Here is a 14,276-nt window from a genome sequence, read left to right on the forward strand (position 1 = left end):
GGTCGACGAGATTGCCGGTCTTTTCCAGGAACTGGCCCTTATAGGTGGCATGCGTTGAAGTCGTTCGAAGGACCTTCTGGATCTCTGTCTTCAGCTCCTCAAAGCCAGTTGATCCGCTTGAGGACCATCAGGGTCGCGACGGAAATGATCGCAACGAAAGCAACTATGATGATAAAAGCCCAGGTGTCGTTGACGCCGGGGATGCCGCCGACATTCATGCCGAAAAGACCGGCCACAACGCTCGGCGGCAGCAGCAGCGCGGCGAGGGCGGCGAGGCGATTGGAATTGCGGGCTATCCGCTCGCTGATGACCGTCGAGAGATCGTCATGCAGAATGCCGGTACGGTCGCGGATGGCGTCGAGATATTCGATGAAGCGCATCAGCTTGTCGATGACTTCGCGCAAGCGCAGCTTATCACGCTCCTTCAGAAAGGGTGCGTCGTCATGCTCGATACGGTTCAAGGCGTCGCGCTGAGGTGCGAGATAGCGCCGAAGCTGCACGGAGCGCCGGCGAAGTTGCTTTAGCCGCTCGCGTACTTCACTGGCTTCGCCGTGAAAGATCAATTCGTCCAGTTCATCGACCTCTTCGTCCATTGCGTCGAGCACAGGCTCAAGGTCGCGCACCAGCTTTTCGCTGACGAGAGCGAGCAGTTCCCCCGTCTGCTTTGGACCTTTGCCTTTATCCAGGGCGAGACGGATATCGCGCAAGGCGGTTATATAATGGCCGCTGTCGCGCAGGGTTACCAACCTGCGCTGGTCTGCCCATATGTGAAGAGGAACGAGATCGATTTCGGCAGGCCTGTCTTTTGCTTCTTCCGGGGGCGTGGCGCAGACGCCGCGAAGGATAATGAGCAGGCCGTCATCGATGCTCTCAACGCGCGGGCGCGTTTCTTCCTCCAGCAAGGCTTCCGCAACGAGCGGATCGAAGCCGCCTCTCGTCGCCACCCATTCCGCAGCGGCTGGATGATCACGCTCGAAATGCAGCCAGACGACGCCGTCATCTGGCGCCCATCGACGCACCGCTTCCATGTCAAGGGTGCGGCAGCCGCCATTTCCGTCAAGGAGCACCGCGAAACGCAAACCCGGCTCTACGCCGTAACTCGCAACGTTCATGGCCTGCTCGTGCATGAGTACCTCCAGCCGCCGCGCGATGTCGGCGCGCGCTATCAGAACGCTATTGGCACGAAGGCGAATTTTCAACAGCAGAGAAACTGAAGCTGTTGCTGCGAAAGCGATTTCGCTGATGAAGATCGTAGTTCCCAGTTAGCAGGCAATCCGACGATCACCACGCCGATCATCGGCGCCAGCCCGAGCGGATCAGCCGTTCAGGACGACGCACCCCAACATCTTGCGGGTGACTTTTTCCAAATCAGCACGCATCGCGGCAATTGAAACGGCTGTCCCGCCGCACTAGTTTAAATTGTCAAGCCGTTGGCGGCATGCGTCTGGTTGCGATGGGCATTCTGTGACTGAATGACAGGATACGCCCCAGAACTTGGATGCGTCCGGGTCGCAAAGTGAAACACGCATATAGCTACGCATTTGAAAATATTATCGTTTTCGGAAATAAGGATCGCGATCAGGCGCCAGCCGTGCGAATGAGGCGCCAGGGCTTCATCGCGGCTGGGCGAAGCTCAATCAACCCCCACACGGAAGTAGAAGATGCGTAAGCATAAACTGGTTATCGTGGTGACGCTTGCATCTCTGTTCGCGGTTCAGACTGCTCACGCGGACGGTCCTGCCGGTGCAGCCCGTGGCCTGAAGACGGCGCCTGTAGTCAGCTATATTTCTGAAAAGCGCCGGACTACAGCACCTTTCGCGCATGTGATGTTTTGCGCTCGAAATCCAGATGAGTGCACTGCTCGCGGCGATGTTTCCGAAGTTTCCTTGAGCCCACTGGCGGACGAGCAGCTTCGCGCTGTCAACACCTCCGTCAACCGCTCGATCCGCTCACTCGACGACCGGCCGGATCAAGGCGATGTCTGGCAGGTGAACGTGGCGGCGGGCGATTGCGAAGATTTTGCGTTGACGAAACGCGATCACCTCGTCGCTATGGGCTGGTCGACGAAGGCGCTGCGTATCGCAGTGACCAAGACGCCCGATGGCAAGGGCCACGCGGTTCTCGTCGTCAGGACCGATCAAGGCGATCTGGTGCTCGATAATCGTACGAATGCGATCAAGAGCTGGAAGGATACGGATCTGCGTTGGCTGATGATCCAGTCGGGCGACAATCCGCGGACATGGTACGAACTTTAGATGCCCGGACATGCCACGCGGGGCGGAAACACCATTAATTTGCCGTCGGCCCCTGTCGCGCAGTAAGCACTATTTGAACACGCGCTGATGGACGTTTCCTCATCTAATCGGTCCTATCGAAAAGAATCCATTGACCTGTGACCCAGCTTACATCTTCTATCCGCCTCCAAACGTCAGGAAGGCGGACAGGGAGGGCACATGCAGGTCCTATCGAGCATTGACGCGGTGCGCGCAGCGCTTGCCGCGGTGAGAACAAATGGCGGTGGCGTCGGTTTCGTGCCGACGATGGGTTATCTTCACGCGGGGCATATGGAACTTGTTGCGCGAGCCCGCGCTGAAAACGAAATCCTCGTTGCCTCGATCTTCGTCAATCCGCTCCAGTTCGGGCCGACGGAGGACCTGACCCGATACCCGCGCGACCTGCAACGCGACCGAACGATGCTGGAAAAGGCTGGCGTCGATATTCTCTTTGCGCCCGGTGTCGAAGATATGTACCCGCACCCGATGAAAACTGTGGTTGATGTGCCGGAACTTGGCTGCGAGCTGGAAGGCGCTGTTCGGCCGGGGCATTTCGCGGGGGTTGCGACCGTCGTCAGCAAGCTCTTCAATATCGTCCAGCCGAGCAACGCCTATTTTGGCGAGAAGGATTACCAGCAGGTCGTCATCATCAAACGGATGACAGACGATCTGGCGCTGCCAGTGCGCATCGTTTCGGTGCCGACGATCCGGGATGCGGATGGCCTCGCTCTATCTTCTCGCAACGTTTATCTCAGCGAGGAGGAACGACGCGCAGCGGTCATCATCCCGCGCGCATTGGAGGAGGCAGAACGCCTCGTCGCTCAGGGCCTCACCAACCCGCAGGTCCTTGAAGCGAAGCTGGTCGGCTTCATCAGCCGGGAACCCCTGGCAACGCCGGAAGTCGTTGCTGTAAGGGATGCTTCGACGTTGAAGCATGTCTCGAAAATCGAGGACCCGGTGGTTGTCGCATTGTTCGTGCGGATTGGCTCGACCAAGCTTCTCGACAACCGGGTGATTGCGAGGAAAAGCTTATCCGGAAAGGGAGAAGCACAATGAGCGCTGTCGGCTCTGCAAAACGCCTGACGCCAACACGAATCCGGATGATGAAGGGCGGAACTCCGGTCGTGTGTTTGACGGCCTATACTACGCCGATGGCGCGGCTCCTGGACGAACATTGCGATCTCCTGCTGGTTGGGGATTCGCTCGGCATGGTTCTCTACGGCATGGAAAGCACCGTGGCAGTGACGCTCGACATGATGATCGCCCACGGCAGAGCGGTGATGCGCGGCGTCGCTAGATCCTGCGTGGTCGTCGACATGCCCTTCGGCAGCTACCAGGAGTCGAAGCAGCTGGCCTATCGCAACGCAGTACGCATTCTGCAGGAAACGGGGTGCGATGCGGTCAAGCTCGAAGGCGGCGAGGAGATGGCCGAGACAATTTCCTTCCTTACAGCGCGCGGTATTCCGGTTCTCGGACATATCGGCCTCATGCCTCAGCAGGTTCATACCGCCGGCGGCTATCGATCCGTTGGACATTCCGAGACGGAGATTGCCAAGATCCGGCGTGACGCCGAGGCAATCGGCAACTCGGGCGCCTTTGCGGTCGTTATCGAGGGAACGGTCGAGACATTTGCTCGCGAGGTGACGACGGTAATTCCTGTTCCGACGATCGGGATTGGTGCTTCGGCCGCCTGCGACGGCCAGATCCTGGTTTCGGACGACATGCTCGGGCTGTTCAACGACTTCACGCCGCGCTTCGTCAAACGGTACGACGAACTTGGAAAGAGGGTCGGGGCGGCGGCTGCCGCTTATGCGGGCGAGGTGCGCTCCCGCGCATTCCCCGCGGAAAAACATACATTCAAGCGCCGGTCTTGATTGGGCGGCCTGTTGACTTGCAGAGCCTGGCGACCCACGCCGATCTCAGGATGCGAGCTGACCTCTGGGACGAGTTGCATCCAGAGTGCGCGTGCGAAAGGTTACGGGCGGAGCGCCAATGATGCGCTTGAAGGCACGGCTGAACGACGCTTCGGATTCATAACCCAGCCGTTCGGCAATCGCGGCGACACGCTGTCCTTCGCGCAGCCACTGATGCGCCTGGTGCATGCGCATGCGGGCAACGTAACGGGCAGGCGTCTCACCAACTGCCTTGGCGAAACGTTCGGCAAAACCCGATCGGGATGCCCCCATCTTCCGTGCGAGTTCTTCGACCGTCCAATCATGGGCAGGATCGAGATGGATGGCTGCTAGAACCCGTCCTACCTCGGGATTGCGAACCGCCGTCAACCAGCCGGAAGAGTCGCCGCACCCGTGCTCGACCCATGCTCGAATGATCGTCGCGGTGAGAACATCTGCGAGGCGGGCCAGGATGCCGCCAGCGCCGACGCGGTTCATATCCACTTCGCGCATCATCGCATCGAGAAGGGCAGGGATAGAGGGCTCGCTCACCGAGAGGTCGCTTGTCCGCATCACGTTTGGCATGAGTTGCAGCAGCGGATGACGCTTGTCGACGTTGAACCGCATGACAGCAAAGAACAAGAGGTTTTTGCTGTCCGCGCACGGACACTGCAGGTCGACAATGCCGTCGCAGACCGGTCTGCGCGTCATGCACTCGACCGGCGTCGGAGTTATTCCAGGCTCGCTTGCAAGCACGTGGGCATCGCCCCGCGGCAGAAGGACCGCATCGCCCGGATGCATCTCCATCCAATCTCCGTCCGGCGTCTGCACAAACGCCTTTCCGGCAGCCAGAAAATGGAACTGCGCTTCATGCTTCATCGGAAACGCCGTAGCCCACGGGGCAGAAGGCTGACAACGGCCATAATCGACCCCGTCCAGGCGAAGTCCCCGCATCATTTCCGTCAATGCATCGCTCATGGACACTTTCCTCATTTGGACGAACGGTCATGATTTATGGATTTTCTAGCATAGAAGCACCAGAACGAGCCGTCTAGCCTTACTGCAACATGTTTGGAGATGGCATATGAATCTCAATTCCAGTGGATTCCATAAAAAGACCAAAGAATCGGAGCCCGCCTGGGCCGGCGTCGTCTCGCTTTCGCTCGGAGTCTTCGGTCTCGTCACGGCCGAGTTTCTGCCGGCCAGTCTGCTCACCCCGATTTCCCATGATCTCAATGTCAGTATCGGCGCTGCGGGTCAGTCGGTTACGATGACGGCGGTCGTCGGCGCTTTCGCCGGACCCGCCGTGGTCATCGGTACGAGCCGGATCGACCGCCGCATAACCCTTCTCGGCTTGACGAGCCTGCTGATTCTGTCAAGCCTCCTCGCAGCGTCTGCCGGTGGGCTTATCGCGCTTCTCATTGCCCGTGCGCTGCTTGGTATCGCGCTCGGCGGCTTCTGGGCCTTATCGCTGGCGCTCGCCATGCGGCTTGTTCCGGAGCAACTGATGCCGCGGGCGATGGCAATCATCATGACCGGTGTTTCCGTTGCAACGGTTTGCGCTGCTCCCGTCGGTGCGTGGGTAGGGGAGGCCTATGGTTGGCGCTCCGCTTTCCTGATTGCCGCCGCCGTTGGCGGCGTCGCACTCGTGGTGCAGATCCTCACCTTGCCTGCGATGCCAGCCACCGGTTCTGCGGGATTGGCGACAATGGCCGCGGTGCTGCGCCGTCCGGCCATCCGCCTCGGCCTGCTCACGGTGCTGCTTGTCGTGGCCGGCCATTTTGCAGGTTTCACATTCATTCGTCCTTTCCTGGAAACAGTTCCGCATCTGCAAGTCGAAGGCATTTCCGGCGCGCTCCTGGCCTTCGGGATCGGTGGATTTCTTGGCAATCTGTTCGGTGGCTTTGTCTCGGAGCGAAGCACGAGGTTGTCCATCGTGATTGCAGCAGGCGGAATCGCCGCAACGACACTGCTTTTGGCACTCGCCGGCATCCTACCGATCATTGCTTTCGTTGCCACTGCCCTTTGGGGTTTCGCGTTCGGAGCCTTGCCTGTAAGCGTCCAGAGTTTTGTGACGCAAGCTGCATCCGATGAGGCAGAAAGCGCCGGCGCTCTGATGTTGACGACTTTCCAGGTTGCGATCTCAAGCGGGGCAGCAATCGGCGGCCTGATTGTCGACGCCCAAGGGCTTGAAGGAGTGTTCGGCTTCGCAGCCCTTTCGGCTCTTTGTGGAGCGATCGTCATCGGTGTTCGCGGCCGAAGAACTGTGGAAACGGCTTCGTAGCACGAAGTTTCTCGAAGTTCCGAGCTGCTAAGATAGGCGATGGCAAAGACATGGCCTATCCACAGTCTTGCTGGAGGCGCACGGGTCCTTCAAGATTCTATGGTCGTAGTTCGGATCCTTTCACGAAGCCCTTCGTTTCAATCCGCAATCCGGTTGCCAGCAGGGAATTTGTTGCGGGATCGGGAGCAAGAATCTTACAATTGCGTACCGATCCATGCAGAACTGGGCTGTAATCGTCTCTGTTCATACGATAAACGCTTTTTCAGCGACCGCCGCTGACAATTGACTTTCCAAGCCACGATCGCCTTAAAAACAGCCGCACCAAAAACCGACGACGGCCTGTTCCGGCCGCGCAGGAGGAGACCCATGGCGTCCGTTGCCGAGAGCGCGCCCCGTTTTGAAAAGACCGCAATGTCTATCCTGGTGGCCGTCAGCTTCTGCCACATGCTCAACGACATCATGCAGTCGCTGCTTGCTTCACTCTATCCGCTCTTCAAGGCCAATTACGACCTCGATTTCGTGCAGATCGGCCTCCTGACCATGACCTTTCAGGTCACCGCTTCGCTGCTCCAACCGCTTGTCGGTATCGTCACCGACCGCTGGCCGATGCCCTATTCGCTGCCGGTCGGCATGGCGAGCACCTTCTGCGGCCTGATCCTGCTCGGCAATGCCGGCAGCTTCGAGCTGCTGCTCGTTGCCGCAAGCCTCATCGGCTTCGGTTCGGCTGTCTTCCATCCGGAATCCTCGCGCGTCGCGCGTCTTGCTTCCGGCGGACGCCACGGCTTTGCCCAGTCCTTCTTCCAGGTGGGCGGCAATGCCGGCCAGGCGATTGGCCCTCTGCTTGCGGCCTTCATCGTGCTGCCGAACGGCCAGCACAGCGTTTCCTGGCTGTCCGTGATCGCTATGATTGGCATCGTGGTCCTGAGCTGGGTCGGCAACTGGTACATGAGCCACCGTCGTAAGAATGCCAGCAAGCCGGCGCCGAGCCGCACGCTGCCGCTACCGCAGAGCAAGGTCGTCTGGGCGCTGCTCATCCTCGTGTTGCTGACGGCGACCAAGAATGTATACATGGCAAGCGTCTCAAGCTATTTCACCTTCTACGTCATCGACCGTTTCCAGCTCGATGTGCAGCAGGCGCAGCTGATGCTCTTCCTGTTCTTGGGGTCGGTTGCCGCCGGCACCTTTCTTGGCGGGCCGATCGGCGACCGTTTCGGTGCACGCTTCGTCATCTGGTTCTCGATCCTCGGCGTGATCCCCTTCGCACTGCTGTTGCCCTATGCCAACCTCTTTTGGACGGGCATTCTCAGCGTCGTCATCGGCCTGGTCTTCGCGTCTGCTTTCTCGGCCATCGTCGTCTTCGCACAGGAATTGGTGCCGGGGCGCGTCGGCCTGATCGCCGGTGTTTTCTTCGGCTTCGCCTTCGGCGCGGGCGGTCTCGGTGCGGCCTTGCTCGGCGGTTTTGCCGACTCGCATGGTATCGCCTTCGTCTACCGCATCTGCTCCTACCTGCCGCTGCTCGGACTGCTCACCATCTTCCTGCCGCGCATCCCAAAGCATCGAGCGGTTTAAGTTCGCGCTCAGAAAGAGGCGCCGAAATACGTTTCGGTGCCTCTTTGGCATTCGCAAGCGCCCGGCGAGACGTTGCGTTCGGATGAATATTTTTTCTCCGGCCTTCGGCGAAGACAGATCGTCATTTCTTTAATCTACTATTTTGATAGATAATATCCGTCTCATGATGGAGCCATCGACGGCGCGATAGCGGAAGGAAATGATATGTCTGCACCCAAACTAGTCGGTCTTGCCGGCAGCTTCAATCGTCCCTCGAAGACCTTTGCGCTGGTCGAGAACATCGCCGGCCTCGCCGCCGAAAAATATGGTTTCGACAACACCATTTACGACCTGACGGATGTCGGGCCGTCGCTCGGCCAGGCGTTGCGTCGCGACGACCTCGACAGTCGCGCCAGGGAAATCATCGCCGATGTTGCCAATGCCGACGTCCTCGTCGTCGGCGCGCCGACATTCAAGGGTAGCTACCCGGGTCTCTTCAAACATCTGATCGATCTCATCGACCCGCATGAACTGCGTGCCAAGCCGATCGTCATCACTGCGACCGGTGGCGGCGATCGTCATGCGCTGATGGTCGAGCATCAGCTGCGCCCGCTCTTCGGCTTCTTCATGGCCCATACGCTGCCGACCGCCGTCTATGCCTCGGACCGCGATTTCACTGACTATCGCGTTTCCTCCGAACAGCTTTCCAAGCGCATCGGAGAGGTCATCGGCGAACTCGCAGCCTTCTTTCCGGTCAGAAGCTCAAGGCTGATCGCGGCGGAATGAACGATATCCAAAGACGGATTTCAGCGGCGCCTTCGGGCGCCGTTTTGTTTGAAGCGCGCCTAGCAGCTGGATTAATCCATAATTTTGATGGAATTTTATCCTGCTGGTCTCGAAGAGGCGGCAAGAGTTTTTCCGGTGATGAGAAGACATCAGACGTTCGTGCTTCGCTCGCCATGCCCGTATTTGCAATTATCCGCCTGCTCGGGGCTCGGCCTCATCAAGTCAGACGGGATAAAAAATGACTAAGAAAAACAATTTCGGCGCCGTTTCGCTTTCGCGCCGCGCGGCTCTCACGATTGCCGCCTCTGCGGCCGCACTCATCGCCTTTGCCGCGCCGGCTCCTTCCTTTGCCGAAGACAAGTCGATCAAGGTCGGCATCATGAGTGGCGAGGATGAAGATGTCTGGCGGGTCGTCACCAGCGAAGCCGCCAAGAAGGGCCTCAAGATTGAAACGATCACCTTCAACGATTACACCCAACCGAACGAGGCTCTGGAGCGCGGCGAAATCGACGCGAACGCCTTCCAGCACCAGCCCTATCTCGACAACCAGATCAAGCAGCACGGCTATCATATCGTCCGTGTCGGCTACACGGGCGTCTGGCCGATCGGTCTCTATAGCAAGAAGCACAAGTCGGTTGCCGAACTGCCCGCGGGCGCCGTAATCGGTGTCCCGAACGATCCGTCCAACGAAGGCCGCGCCCTTCGCGTTCTGCAGAACGAGGGCCTGATCAAGCTCAAGGACGGCACCGGCATTCTGGCAACGATCGTCGACGTCTCCGAAAACCCGAAGAACATTGAAATCCGCGAACTCGATGCCGGTATCGTCGGCCGCTCCATCGATGACCTCGACGCCGGCGTCGTCAATACCGACTGGGCGCTGAAGAGCGGTCTGTCCCCACAGGAGCGCATCGCGCAGGAGCCGATCGCCGACAATCCTTACCGCAACTTCATCGCCGTGAAGGAAGAAAACAAGGATGCCGACTGGGTAAAGACCCTCGTCTCCTCCTATCAGAATGAGACTGTGAAGGCCGAATTCGATAAGGTCTATAAGGGTACGGGCCTCAGCGCCTACTGATTTCGCCGCCCTTAGTAGGGCGTTAGCAACCGAGGCGGCCCGGGCCTTTGCCGGGGCCGCCTTCAGCGTTTGTAAAGGAACGAGGATGAATTCAATTGTCTCCGCCTCAGGGATCGAGACGCGGCCGGGAGAGGCCGAAGAGGTCGTGCGCCTCAAGGATGTTAGGCGCAAATTCGGCGTGACGGCAGCGCTCGACGGCGTTTCGCTCACCGTGAAAAAGGGCGAAATCCTTGGCATCATCGGCCGCAGCGGCGCCGGCAAATCCACGCTGATCCGCTGCCTCAACGGCCTCGAAAGGGCCGATAGTGGCGAGATCGTCATCGAGGGCCGCAATGTTGCAGGCCTTGCGGAACGGGAATTGCAACCCTTGCGCCGCCGCATCGGCATGATCTTTCAGCACTTCAACCTGCTCTCATCCAAGACGGTCGAGGAGAATGTCGCCCTGCCGCTGAAGATCGAGGGTGTCGTCAAGACCGAACGGCTGAAGCGGGCGCAGGAGCTTCTGGAACTCGTCGGCCTTTCCGACAAGGCTAGGGCTTATCCGTCGTCGCTCTCAGGTGGCCAGAAGCAGCGTGTCGGTATTGCCCGCGCACTCGCCGCCCGGCCGGCCCTGTTGCTGTCCGACGAAGCGACCTCGGCCCTCGATCCGGAAACGACGCGTTCGATCCTTGCCCTGTTGAAGGATATTAACCGTAAGCTTGGGCTTACTATCCTGCTGATCACCCACGAGATGGAAGTGGTGCGCAGCATTGCCGATCGCGTCGCCGTCATCGATGCGGGGCGTATCGTGGAAGAGGGCCAGGTCTGGTCGATCTTCGGCGATCCGCAGGCGGCGATCACAAAAAGCCTGCTCGGCGGCATCCGTCCGCAGTTGCCCGTGCATATTGTCGCGCGCCTGTCGCGGAAGGGTGGCACGGAAGCGATCCTCAGCGTCGATCTCTCCGGTCCGCAAGCGCAAGGCGCGCTTTTTGCCGATCTCTCGGCAGCGCTGCCGCATTCCTTCCGCCTCGTGCATGGCGGCATCGACCACATCCAGAACCAGCCTGTTGCGCGGTTCTTTATTGCCGTTCCGGCGCGCGATTCCACGCTTGCCGAAGCGGTCGAACAGTTTCTGAAGGCCCGGTCGGCCCGGGTGGAGGTGCTTGGCTATGTCACCGATCATGATTAATCTACTTTTGCGCTCCCTCTGGGAGACGGTGCTTATGACGACTGCATCCGGCCTGATTTCGCTGGTAGCAGGCCTGCCGCTCGGCCTGGCGCTGGTGCTGACGAACCGCGGCGGCATTGCCGAAAATCTCTGGATCAACCGCATTCTGGGCGCTGTCATCAACGGTTTCCGCTCCGTGCCCTTCATCATCCTCCTGGTGGCGCTGATCCCGCTGACGCGCCTGATCGTTGGCACGGCGATCGGCACCTGGGCGGCCATCGTTCCGCTCGCAATCGCGGCCACTCCCTACTATGCCCGCATCGCGGAAGTCTCGCTGCGTGAGGTCGATCGCGGCCTCATCGATGCCGTGCGCGCCATGGGCGGCAATCGCTGGACGATCATTCGCGAGGTTCTCGTGCCCGAGGCGCTACCCGGCATCGTCGCCGGCTTTACCGTCACGCTGGTGACGCTGATCGGCGCCTCGGCCATGGCCGGCGCCATCGGTGCCGGCGGTCTAGGTGATCTCGCCATCCGCTATGGCTACCAGCGCTTCGAAACCAACGTGATGATCGCGGTCGTTGTCGTGCTCATCGTTCTCGTTTGCGGTATCCAGTGGCTGGGCGACCGGCTCGTCGCCCGCCTGGATCATCGCTGACATCTGAACTGCGCGGCGGGGTGGCTGGCCGGCAGCCGGCCATTGCCTTTGAACAGCTTCTGGCGCAGCGGTCCTTCCACATAGTCGGCCTTGAACAGGCCGCGCTCCTGCAGCACAGGCACGACGAGATCAACGAAATCATGAAGGCTCTCGGGTGTCACAGTGCGTGCGAGATTGAAGCCGTCGATGCCGCCTTCCTCGATCCAGCGCTGCAGGGTATCGGCAATCTGTTCCGGCGATCCGACAATCGGTTTCATGCGGCTGCCGAGCACCATCTGGTCGATGATCTGCCGCTTCGTTACCGGCTTTGCCGCCTGCTTGGTGATCGCCGCCAGCGCCGACTGATTGGCGTTGGTCGAGTTCTGGTCGATCGCGTCATCGAGCCCGTATTTCGAAAAATCGACGCCGACGGAGGCCGAATAATGCGCAAGCGACGCCTCGACGCTCGCATGCCGGCGATAGTCTTCGAGTTTCTCCTGCGCTTGGGCTTCGGTCTTGCCAACGACGACGGTAATCAGGCTGAGGATCTTGATCGCATCCGCACCACGGCCGTTTGCCAGCGTCTTGGCGCGAAGCGCGTCGGCGGTCGGCCGTGCCGATTGCGGCGTCGGTCCGGCAATGAAGACGCATTCGGCATGGCGGGCGGCAAAGTCCTGCCCTCGTGCCGAGGCGCCGGCCTGGAAGAGCAGGGGCGTGCGTTGTGGTGAGGGTTCAGCAAGATGGACGCCCTCCATCTTGTAATATTGTCCCTGATGGCTGACTGCACGGACCTTGGAGGCATCGGCAAAGATGCGGCGTTCTTTGTCGCGCAGCACCGCATCATCGTCCCAGCTTCCCTCCCAAAGCTTGTAGAGAATTTCGAGATATTCCTCGGCGGCGTCGTAGCGCGCATCATGTTCAGGCAGCTTCTCGAAGCCCATGCTTCGGGCGGCGCTGTCGAGATAGCCCGTGACGATGTTCCATCCGATGCGTCCCTTGGTCAGGTGATCGAGTGTCGACATACGCCGTGCCAAAAGGAAGGGCGGCTCATAGGTCGTATTGACGGTGACGCCGAAGCCGAGGTGCTCAGTGACGTAGGCCATGGCCGAAATCGGCATCAGCGGATCATTGACCGGGATCTGGGCGCCCGTCTCGATGACCGGGGCTGGGCTACCTTTGTAGACATCGTAGACGCCGACAATATCGGCAAGAAATACGCCGTCGAGCTTGCCGTGTTCGGCCGTGCGGGCAAACTCTGCCCAGTAGTCGAGATCGGTATAGTTGACCGAACGATCCCGCGGATGCGTCCACATGCCGTGGTTTATGTGCCCGACGCAGTTCATGTCGAAGGCGTAGATCTGCATTTTCTTCATTGGGTACAGTCCTGAGATTCCGTCGGGTACTTTGTGGATATTATCGGCCGGGTCCGGAACTCACCGCTTCTTCCACTGAAATTAGAAGCAAATTATCTCGCATGTCCGATTCCGGGAATTTTCTATCTCTATAAAATCTATGAATTTTACAATGATCTAATCACATTCCGGGGTGGAATGATTTTGAACATTGCGGGAGAGGGATATGAAAATCAACCGACGCAACCTTCTGGGCACGGCCGCAGCCGCTGTCCTCACCTTTACCACCTATGCGGCCTATGCTGCCGACGTCACGCTCAATATCGGCTACCAGCCAATCGTCGAGCCGTCGCGCGTGCCGCAGGCCGATGGCACCTATGAAAAGGAGACCAAGGCCAAGATCAACTGGCAGAAATTCGATGGCGGCGCCGACGTCATCGCTGCTATCGCTTCCGGTTCTATCGATATCGGTTATGTCGGCTCGTCGCCGCTTGCCGCTGCCGCCAGCCGCGAATTGCCGATCGAGACGATCTATGTCGTCGGCCTCATCAGCGACGCCGAGGCGCTCGCCGTCAAGAACATCGCCAAGCCCGAAGACCTGAAGGGCAAGAAGATCGCCACGCCCTTCGTCTCGACCGCGCATTACAGCCTGCTGACGGCGCTGAAGCATTGGAAGGTCGATCCTAAGTCGGTGCAGATCCTCAATCTGCGTCCGCCGGAAATCGCTGCTGCCTGGGAGCGTGGCGACATCGATGGCGCCTATGTCTGGGATCCGGTCCTGGCGCAGCTGAAAAAGAGCGGCAGCGTGCTCGCCACTTCGGCCGATGTTGCCAAATGGGGCGGCCCGACCTTCGATGCCTGGATCGTCAGCAAGAAATTTGCCGAGGCTCATCCGGAAGTCGTCACTGGCTTCGTGAAGGTCACGGGCGCGGCTTACGCCTCCTACCTCGCCAATCCGGATAGCTGGAATGCGAAATCACCGGAAGCCGAAAAGATCGCCAAGCTTACCGGTGCCAAGACCGACGAAGTGCCGGCGCTTCTCAAGGGCTACACTTTCCCGAGCCTGCAGGAGCAGGCCAGCGCCGATCTTCTCGGTGGCGGCACGGTCAAGGCCGTTGCCGAAACCTCGGCATTCCTTCTGGAGCAGGGCAAGATCCCCGGCGTTCTGAAGGATTACAGGCCCTATGTTTCCGACCGCTGGGTCAAGGAAGCAGCCAAGGCAGGTCTTTGATCCTCCCAAGGGTCCCGGCGCAGCTTCGGCTGCGCCGGTTTTTTCTCAAACAGG

General features: G+C 59.6%; 14 protein-coding genes. 11 read left to right on the top strand and 3 right to left on the bottom strand.

What is annotated here, in order from left to right; genetic code table 11:
• Nucleotides 1-98: 98 nt before the first annotated feature.
• Entirely contained in the window at nt 99-1,127 is a 1,029-nt protein-coding gene (locus FHT92_RS19150) for a CorA family divalent cation transporter (RefSeq protein ID WP_183828251.1), read from the bottom strand.
• 534 nt (nt 1,128-1,661) lie between these two features.
• Here FHT92_RS19150 and FHT92_RS19155 point away from each other — a divergent pair.
• From FHT92_RS19155 to panB, 3 genes are all read left to right on the top strand, one after another.
• On the top strand, nt 1,662-2,255 hold the full coding sequence (locus FHT92_RS19155) for a transglutaminase-like cysteine peptidase (protein ID WP_183828254.1): 594 nt from the start codon (nt 1,662-1,664) through the stop codon (nt 2,253-2,255).
• 198 nt (nt 2,256-2,453) lie between these two features.
• Nucleotides 2,454-3,329: a pantoate--beta-alanine ligase gene (panC, locus tag FHT92_RS19160; RefSeq protein ID WP_183828257.1), complete on the top strand. Its 876-nt coding sequence runs from the start codon at nt 2,454-2,456 to the stop codon at nt 3,327-3,329.
• The gene (panB, locus tag FHT92_RS19165) at nt 3,326-4,147 is read left to right on the top strand and encodes a 3-methyl-2-oxobutanoate hydroxymethyltransferase (RefSeq protein ID WP_183828261.1); all 822 of its coding nucleotides are present in this window, start codon (nt 3,326-3,328) and stop codon (nt 4,145-4,147) included. Before panC ends, panB begins: the two co-directional genes overlap by 4 nt.
• A 45-nt stretch (nt 4,148-4,192) precedes the next feature.
• Here panB and FHT92_RS19170 read toward each other — a convergent pair whose 3' ends face one another.
• Nucleotides 4,193-5,143: an AraC family transcriptional regulator gene (locus FHT92_RS19170; protein ID WP_183828264.1), complete on the bottom strand. Its 951-nt coding sequence runs from the start codon at nt 5,141-5,143 to the stop codon at nt 4,193-4,195.
• 106 nt (nt 5,144-5,249) lie between these two features.
• Between FHT92_RS19170 and FHT92_RS19175 the strand changes: the two genes are divergently transcribed.
• From FHT92_RS19175 to FHT92_RS19205, 7 genes are all read left to right on the top strand, one after another.
• Nucleotides 5,250-6,449, top strand: a complete 1,200-nt coding sequence (locus FHT92_RS19175) for an MFS transporter (RefSeq protein WP_183828267.1) — start codon at nt 5,250-5,252, stop codon at nt 6,447-6,449.
• A 366-nt stretch (nt 6,450-6,815) separates the two neighbouring features.
• Complete coding sequence (locus FHT92_RS19180) at nt 6,816-8,018, top strand: MFS transporter (protein ID WP_183828270.1); 1,203 nt, start codon at nt 6,816-6,818, stop codon at nt 8,016-8,018.
• Nucleotides 8,019-8,222: 204 nt separating this feature from the next.
• Nucleotides 8,223-8,783 carry an FMN reductase gene (msuE, locus tag FHT92_RS19185; protein ID WP_183748212.1) on the top strand — a complete coding sequence of 187 codons (561 nt, stop codon included), beginning with the start codon at nt 8,223-8,225 and terminating at the stop codon, nt 8,781-8,783.
• Nucleotides 8,780-9,025: a hypothetical protein gene (locus tag FHT92_RS19190; RefSeq protein ID WP_183828273.1), complete on the top strand. Its 246-nt coding sequence runs from the start codon at nt 8,780-8,782 to the stop codon at nt 9,023-9,025. The genes msuE and FHT92_RS19190 overlap by 4 nt, the downstream gene beginning before the upstream one ends.
• A complete protein-coding gene (locus tag FHT92_RS19195; RefSeq protein ID WP_183828276.1) occupies nt 9,022-9,858 on the top strand; it encodes a MetQ/NlpA family lipoprotein in 837 nt (278 codons plus the stop codon). The genes FHT92_RS19190 and FHT92_RS19195 overlap by 4 nt, the downstream gene beginning before the upstream one ends.
• Nucleotides 9,859-9,943: 85 nt before the next feature.
• The gene (locus FHT92_RS19200; RefSeq protein WP_183828279.1) at nt 9,944-11,026 is read left to right on the top strand and encodes a methionine ABC transporter ATP-binding protein; all 1,083 of its coding nucleotides are present in this window, start codon (nt 9,944-9,946) and stop codon (nt 11,024-11,026) included.
• Nucleotides 11,007-11,660 carry a methionine ABC transporter permease gene (locus FHT92_RS19205; RefSeq protein WP_183828281.1) on the top strand — a complete coding sequence of 218 codons (654 nt, stop codon included), beginning with the start codon at nt 11,007-11,009 and terminating at the stop codon, nt 11,658-11,660. Before FHT92_RS19200 ends, FHT92_RS19205 begins: the two co-directional genes overlap by 20 nt.
• On the opposite strand, the gene FHT92_RS19210 is transcribed toward FHT92_RS19205, so the two are convergent.
• Nucleotides 11,651-13,012 (bottom strand): LLM class flavin-dependent oxidoreductase, encoded by a 1,362-nt coding sequence (locus FHT92_RS19210; RefSeq protein ID WP_183828284.1) that lies wholly within the window; start codon nt 13,010-13,012, stop codon nt 11,651-11,653. The two genes, FHT92_RS19205 and FHT92_RS19210, sit on opposite strands and share 10 nt — an antisense overlap.
• Nucleotides 13,013-13,217: 205 nt before the next feature.
• Here FHT92_RS19210 and tauA point away from each other — a divergent pair, with 205 nt between their 5' ends.
• The gene (gene tauA, locus FHT92_RS19215) at nt 13,218-14,222 is read left to right on the top strand and encodes a taurine ABC transporter substrate-binding protein (protein WP_183828287.1); all 1,005 of its coding nucleotides are present in this window, start codon (nt 13,218-13,220) and stop codon (nt 14,220-14,222) included.
• Nucleotides 14,223-14,276 lie beyond the last annotated feature (54 nt).

The sequence above is a fragment of the Rhizobium sp. BK377 genome (assembly GCF_014193935.1).
In the GTDB taxonomy this organism is placed as follows: Bacteria; Pseudomonadota; Alphaproteobacteria; order Rhizobiales; family Rhizobiaceae; genus Rhizobium.

Bases quoted from the DNA above. Each gene is read 5' to 3' on its own strand.
- FHT92_RS19190 (WP_183828273.1), top strand. From the start codon at position 8,780: ATGAACGATATCCAAAGACGGATTTCAGCGGCGCCTTCGGGCGCCGTT.
- tauA (WP_183828287.1), top strand. From the start codon at position 13,218: ATGAAAATCAACCGACGCAACCTTCTGGGCACGGCCGCAGCCGCTGTC.
- FHT92_RS19200 (WP_183828279.1), top strand. From the start codon at position 9,944: ATGAATTCAATTGTCTCCGCCTCAGGGATCGAGACGCGGCCGGGAGAG.
- FHT92_RS19150 (WP_183828251.1), bottom strand. From the start codon at position 1,127: ATGCACGAGCAGGCCATGAACGTTGCGAGTTACGGCGTAGAGCCGGGT.
- FHT92_RS19195 (WP_183828276.1), top strand. From the start codon at position 9,022: ATGACTAAGAAAAACAATTTCGGCGCCGTTTCGCTTTCGCGCCGCGCG.
- FHT92_RS19155 (WP_183828254.1), top strand. From the start codon at position 1,662: ATGCGTAAGCATAAACTGGTTATCGTGGTGACGCTTGCATCTCTGTTC.
- FHT92_RS19205 (WP_183828281.1), top strand. From the start codon at position 11,007: ATGTCACCGATCATGATTAATCTACTTTTGCGCTCCCTCTGGGAGACG.
- msuE (WP_183748212.1), top strand. From the start codon at position 8,223: ATGTCTGCACCCAAACTAGTCGGTCTTGCCGGCAGCTTCAATCGTCCC.
- FHT92_RS19170 (WP_183828264.1), bottom strand. From the start codon at position 5,143: ATGAGCGATGCATTGACGGAAATGATGCGGGGACTTCGCCTGGACGGG.
- FHT92_RS19175 (WP_183828267.1), top strand. From the start codon at position 5,250: ATGAATCTCAATTCCAGTGGATTCCATAAAAAGACCAAAGAATCGGAG.
- panB (WP_183828261.1), top strand. From the start codon at position 3,326: ATGAGCGCTGTCGGCTCTGCAAAACGCCTGACGCCAACACGAATCCGG.
- FHT92_RS19180 (WP_183828270.1), top strand. From the start codon at position 6,816: ATGGCGTCCGTTGCCGAGAGCGCGCCCCGTTTTGAAAAGACCGCAATG.
- FHT92_RS19210 (WP_183828284.1), bottom strand. From the start codon at position 13,012: ATGAAGAAAATGCAGATCTACGCCTTCGACATGAACTGCGTCGGGCAC.
- panC (WP_183828257.1), top strand. From the start codon at position 2,454: ATGCAGGTCCTATCGAGCATTGACGCGGTGCGCGCAGCGCTTGCCGCG.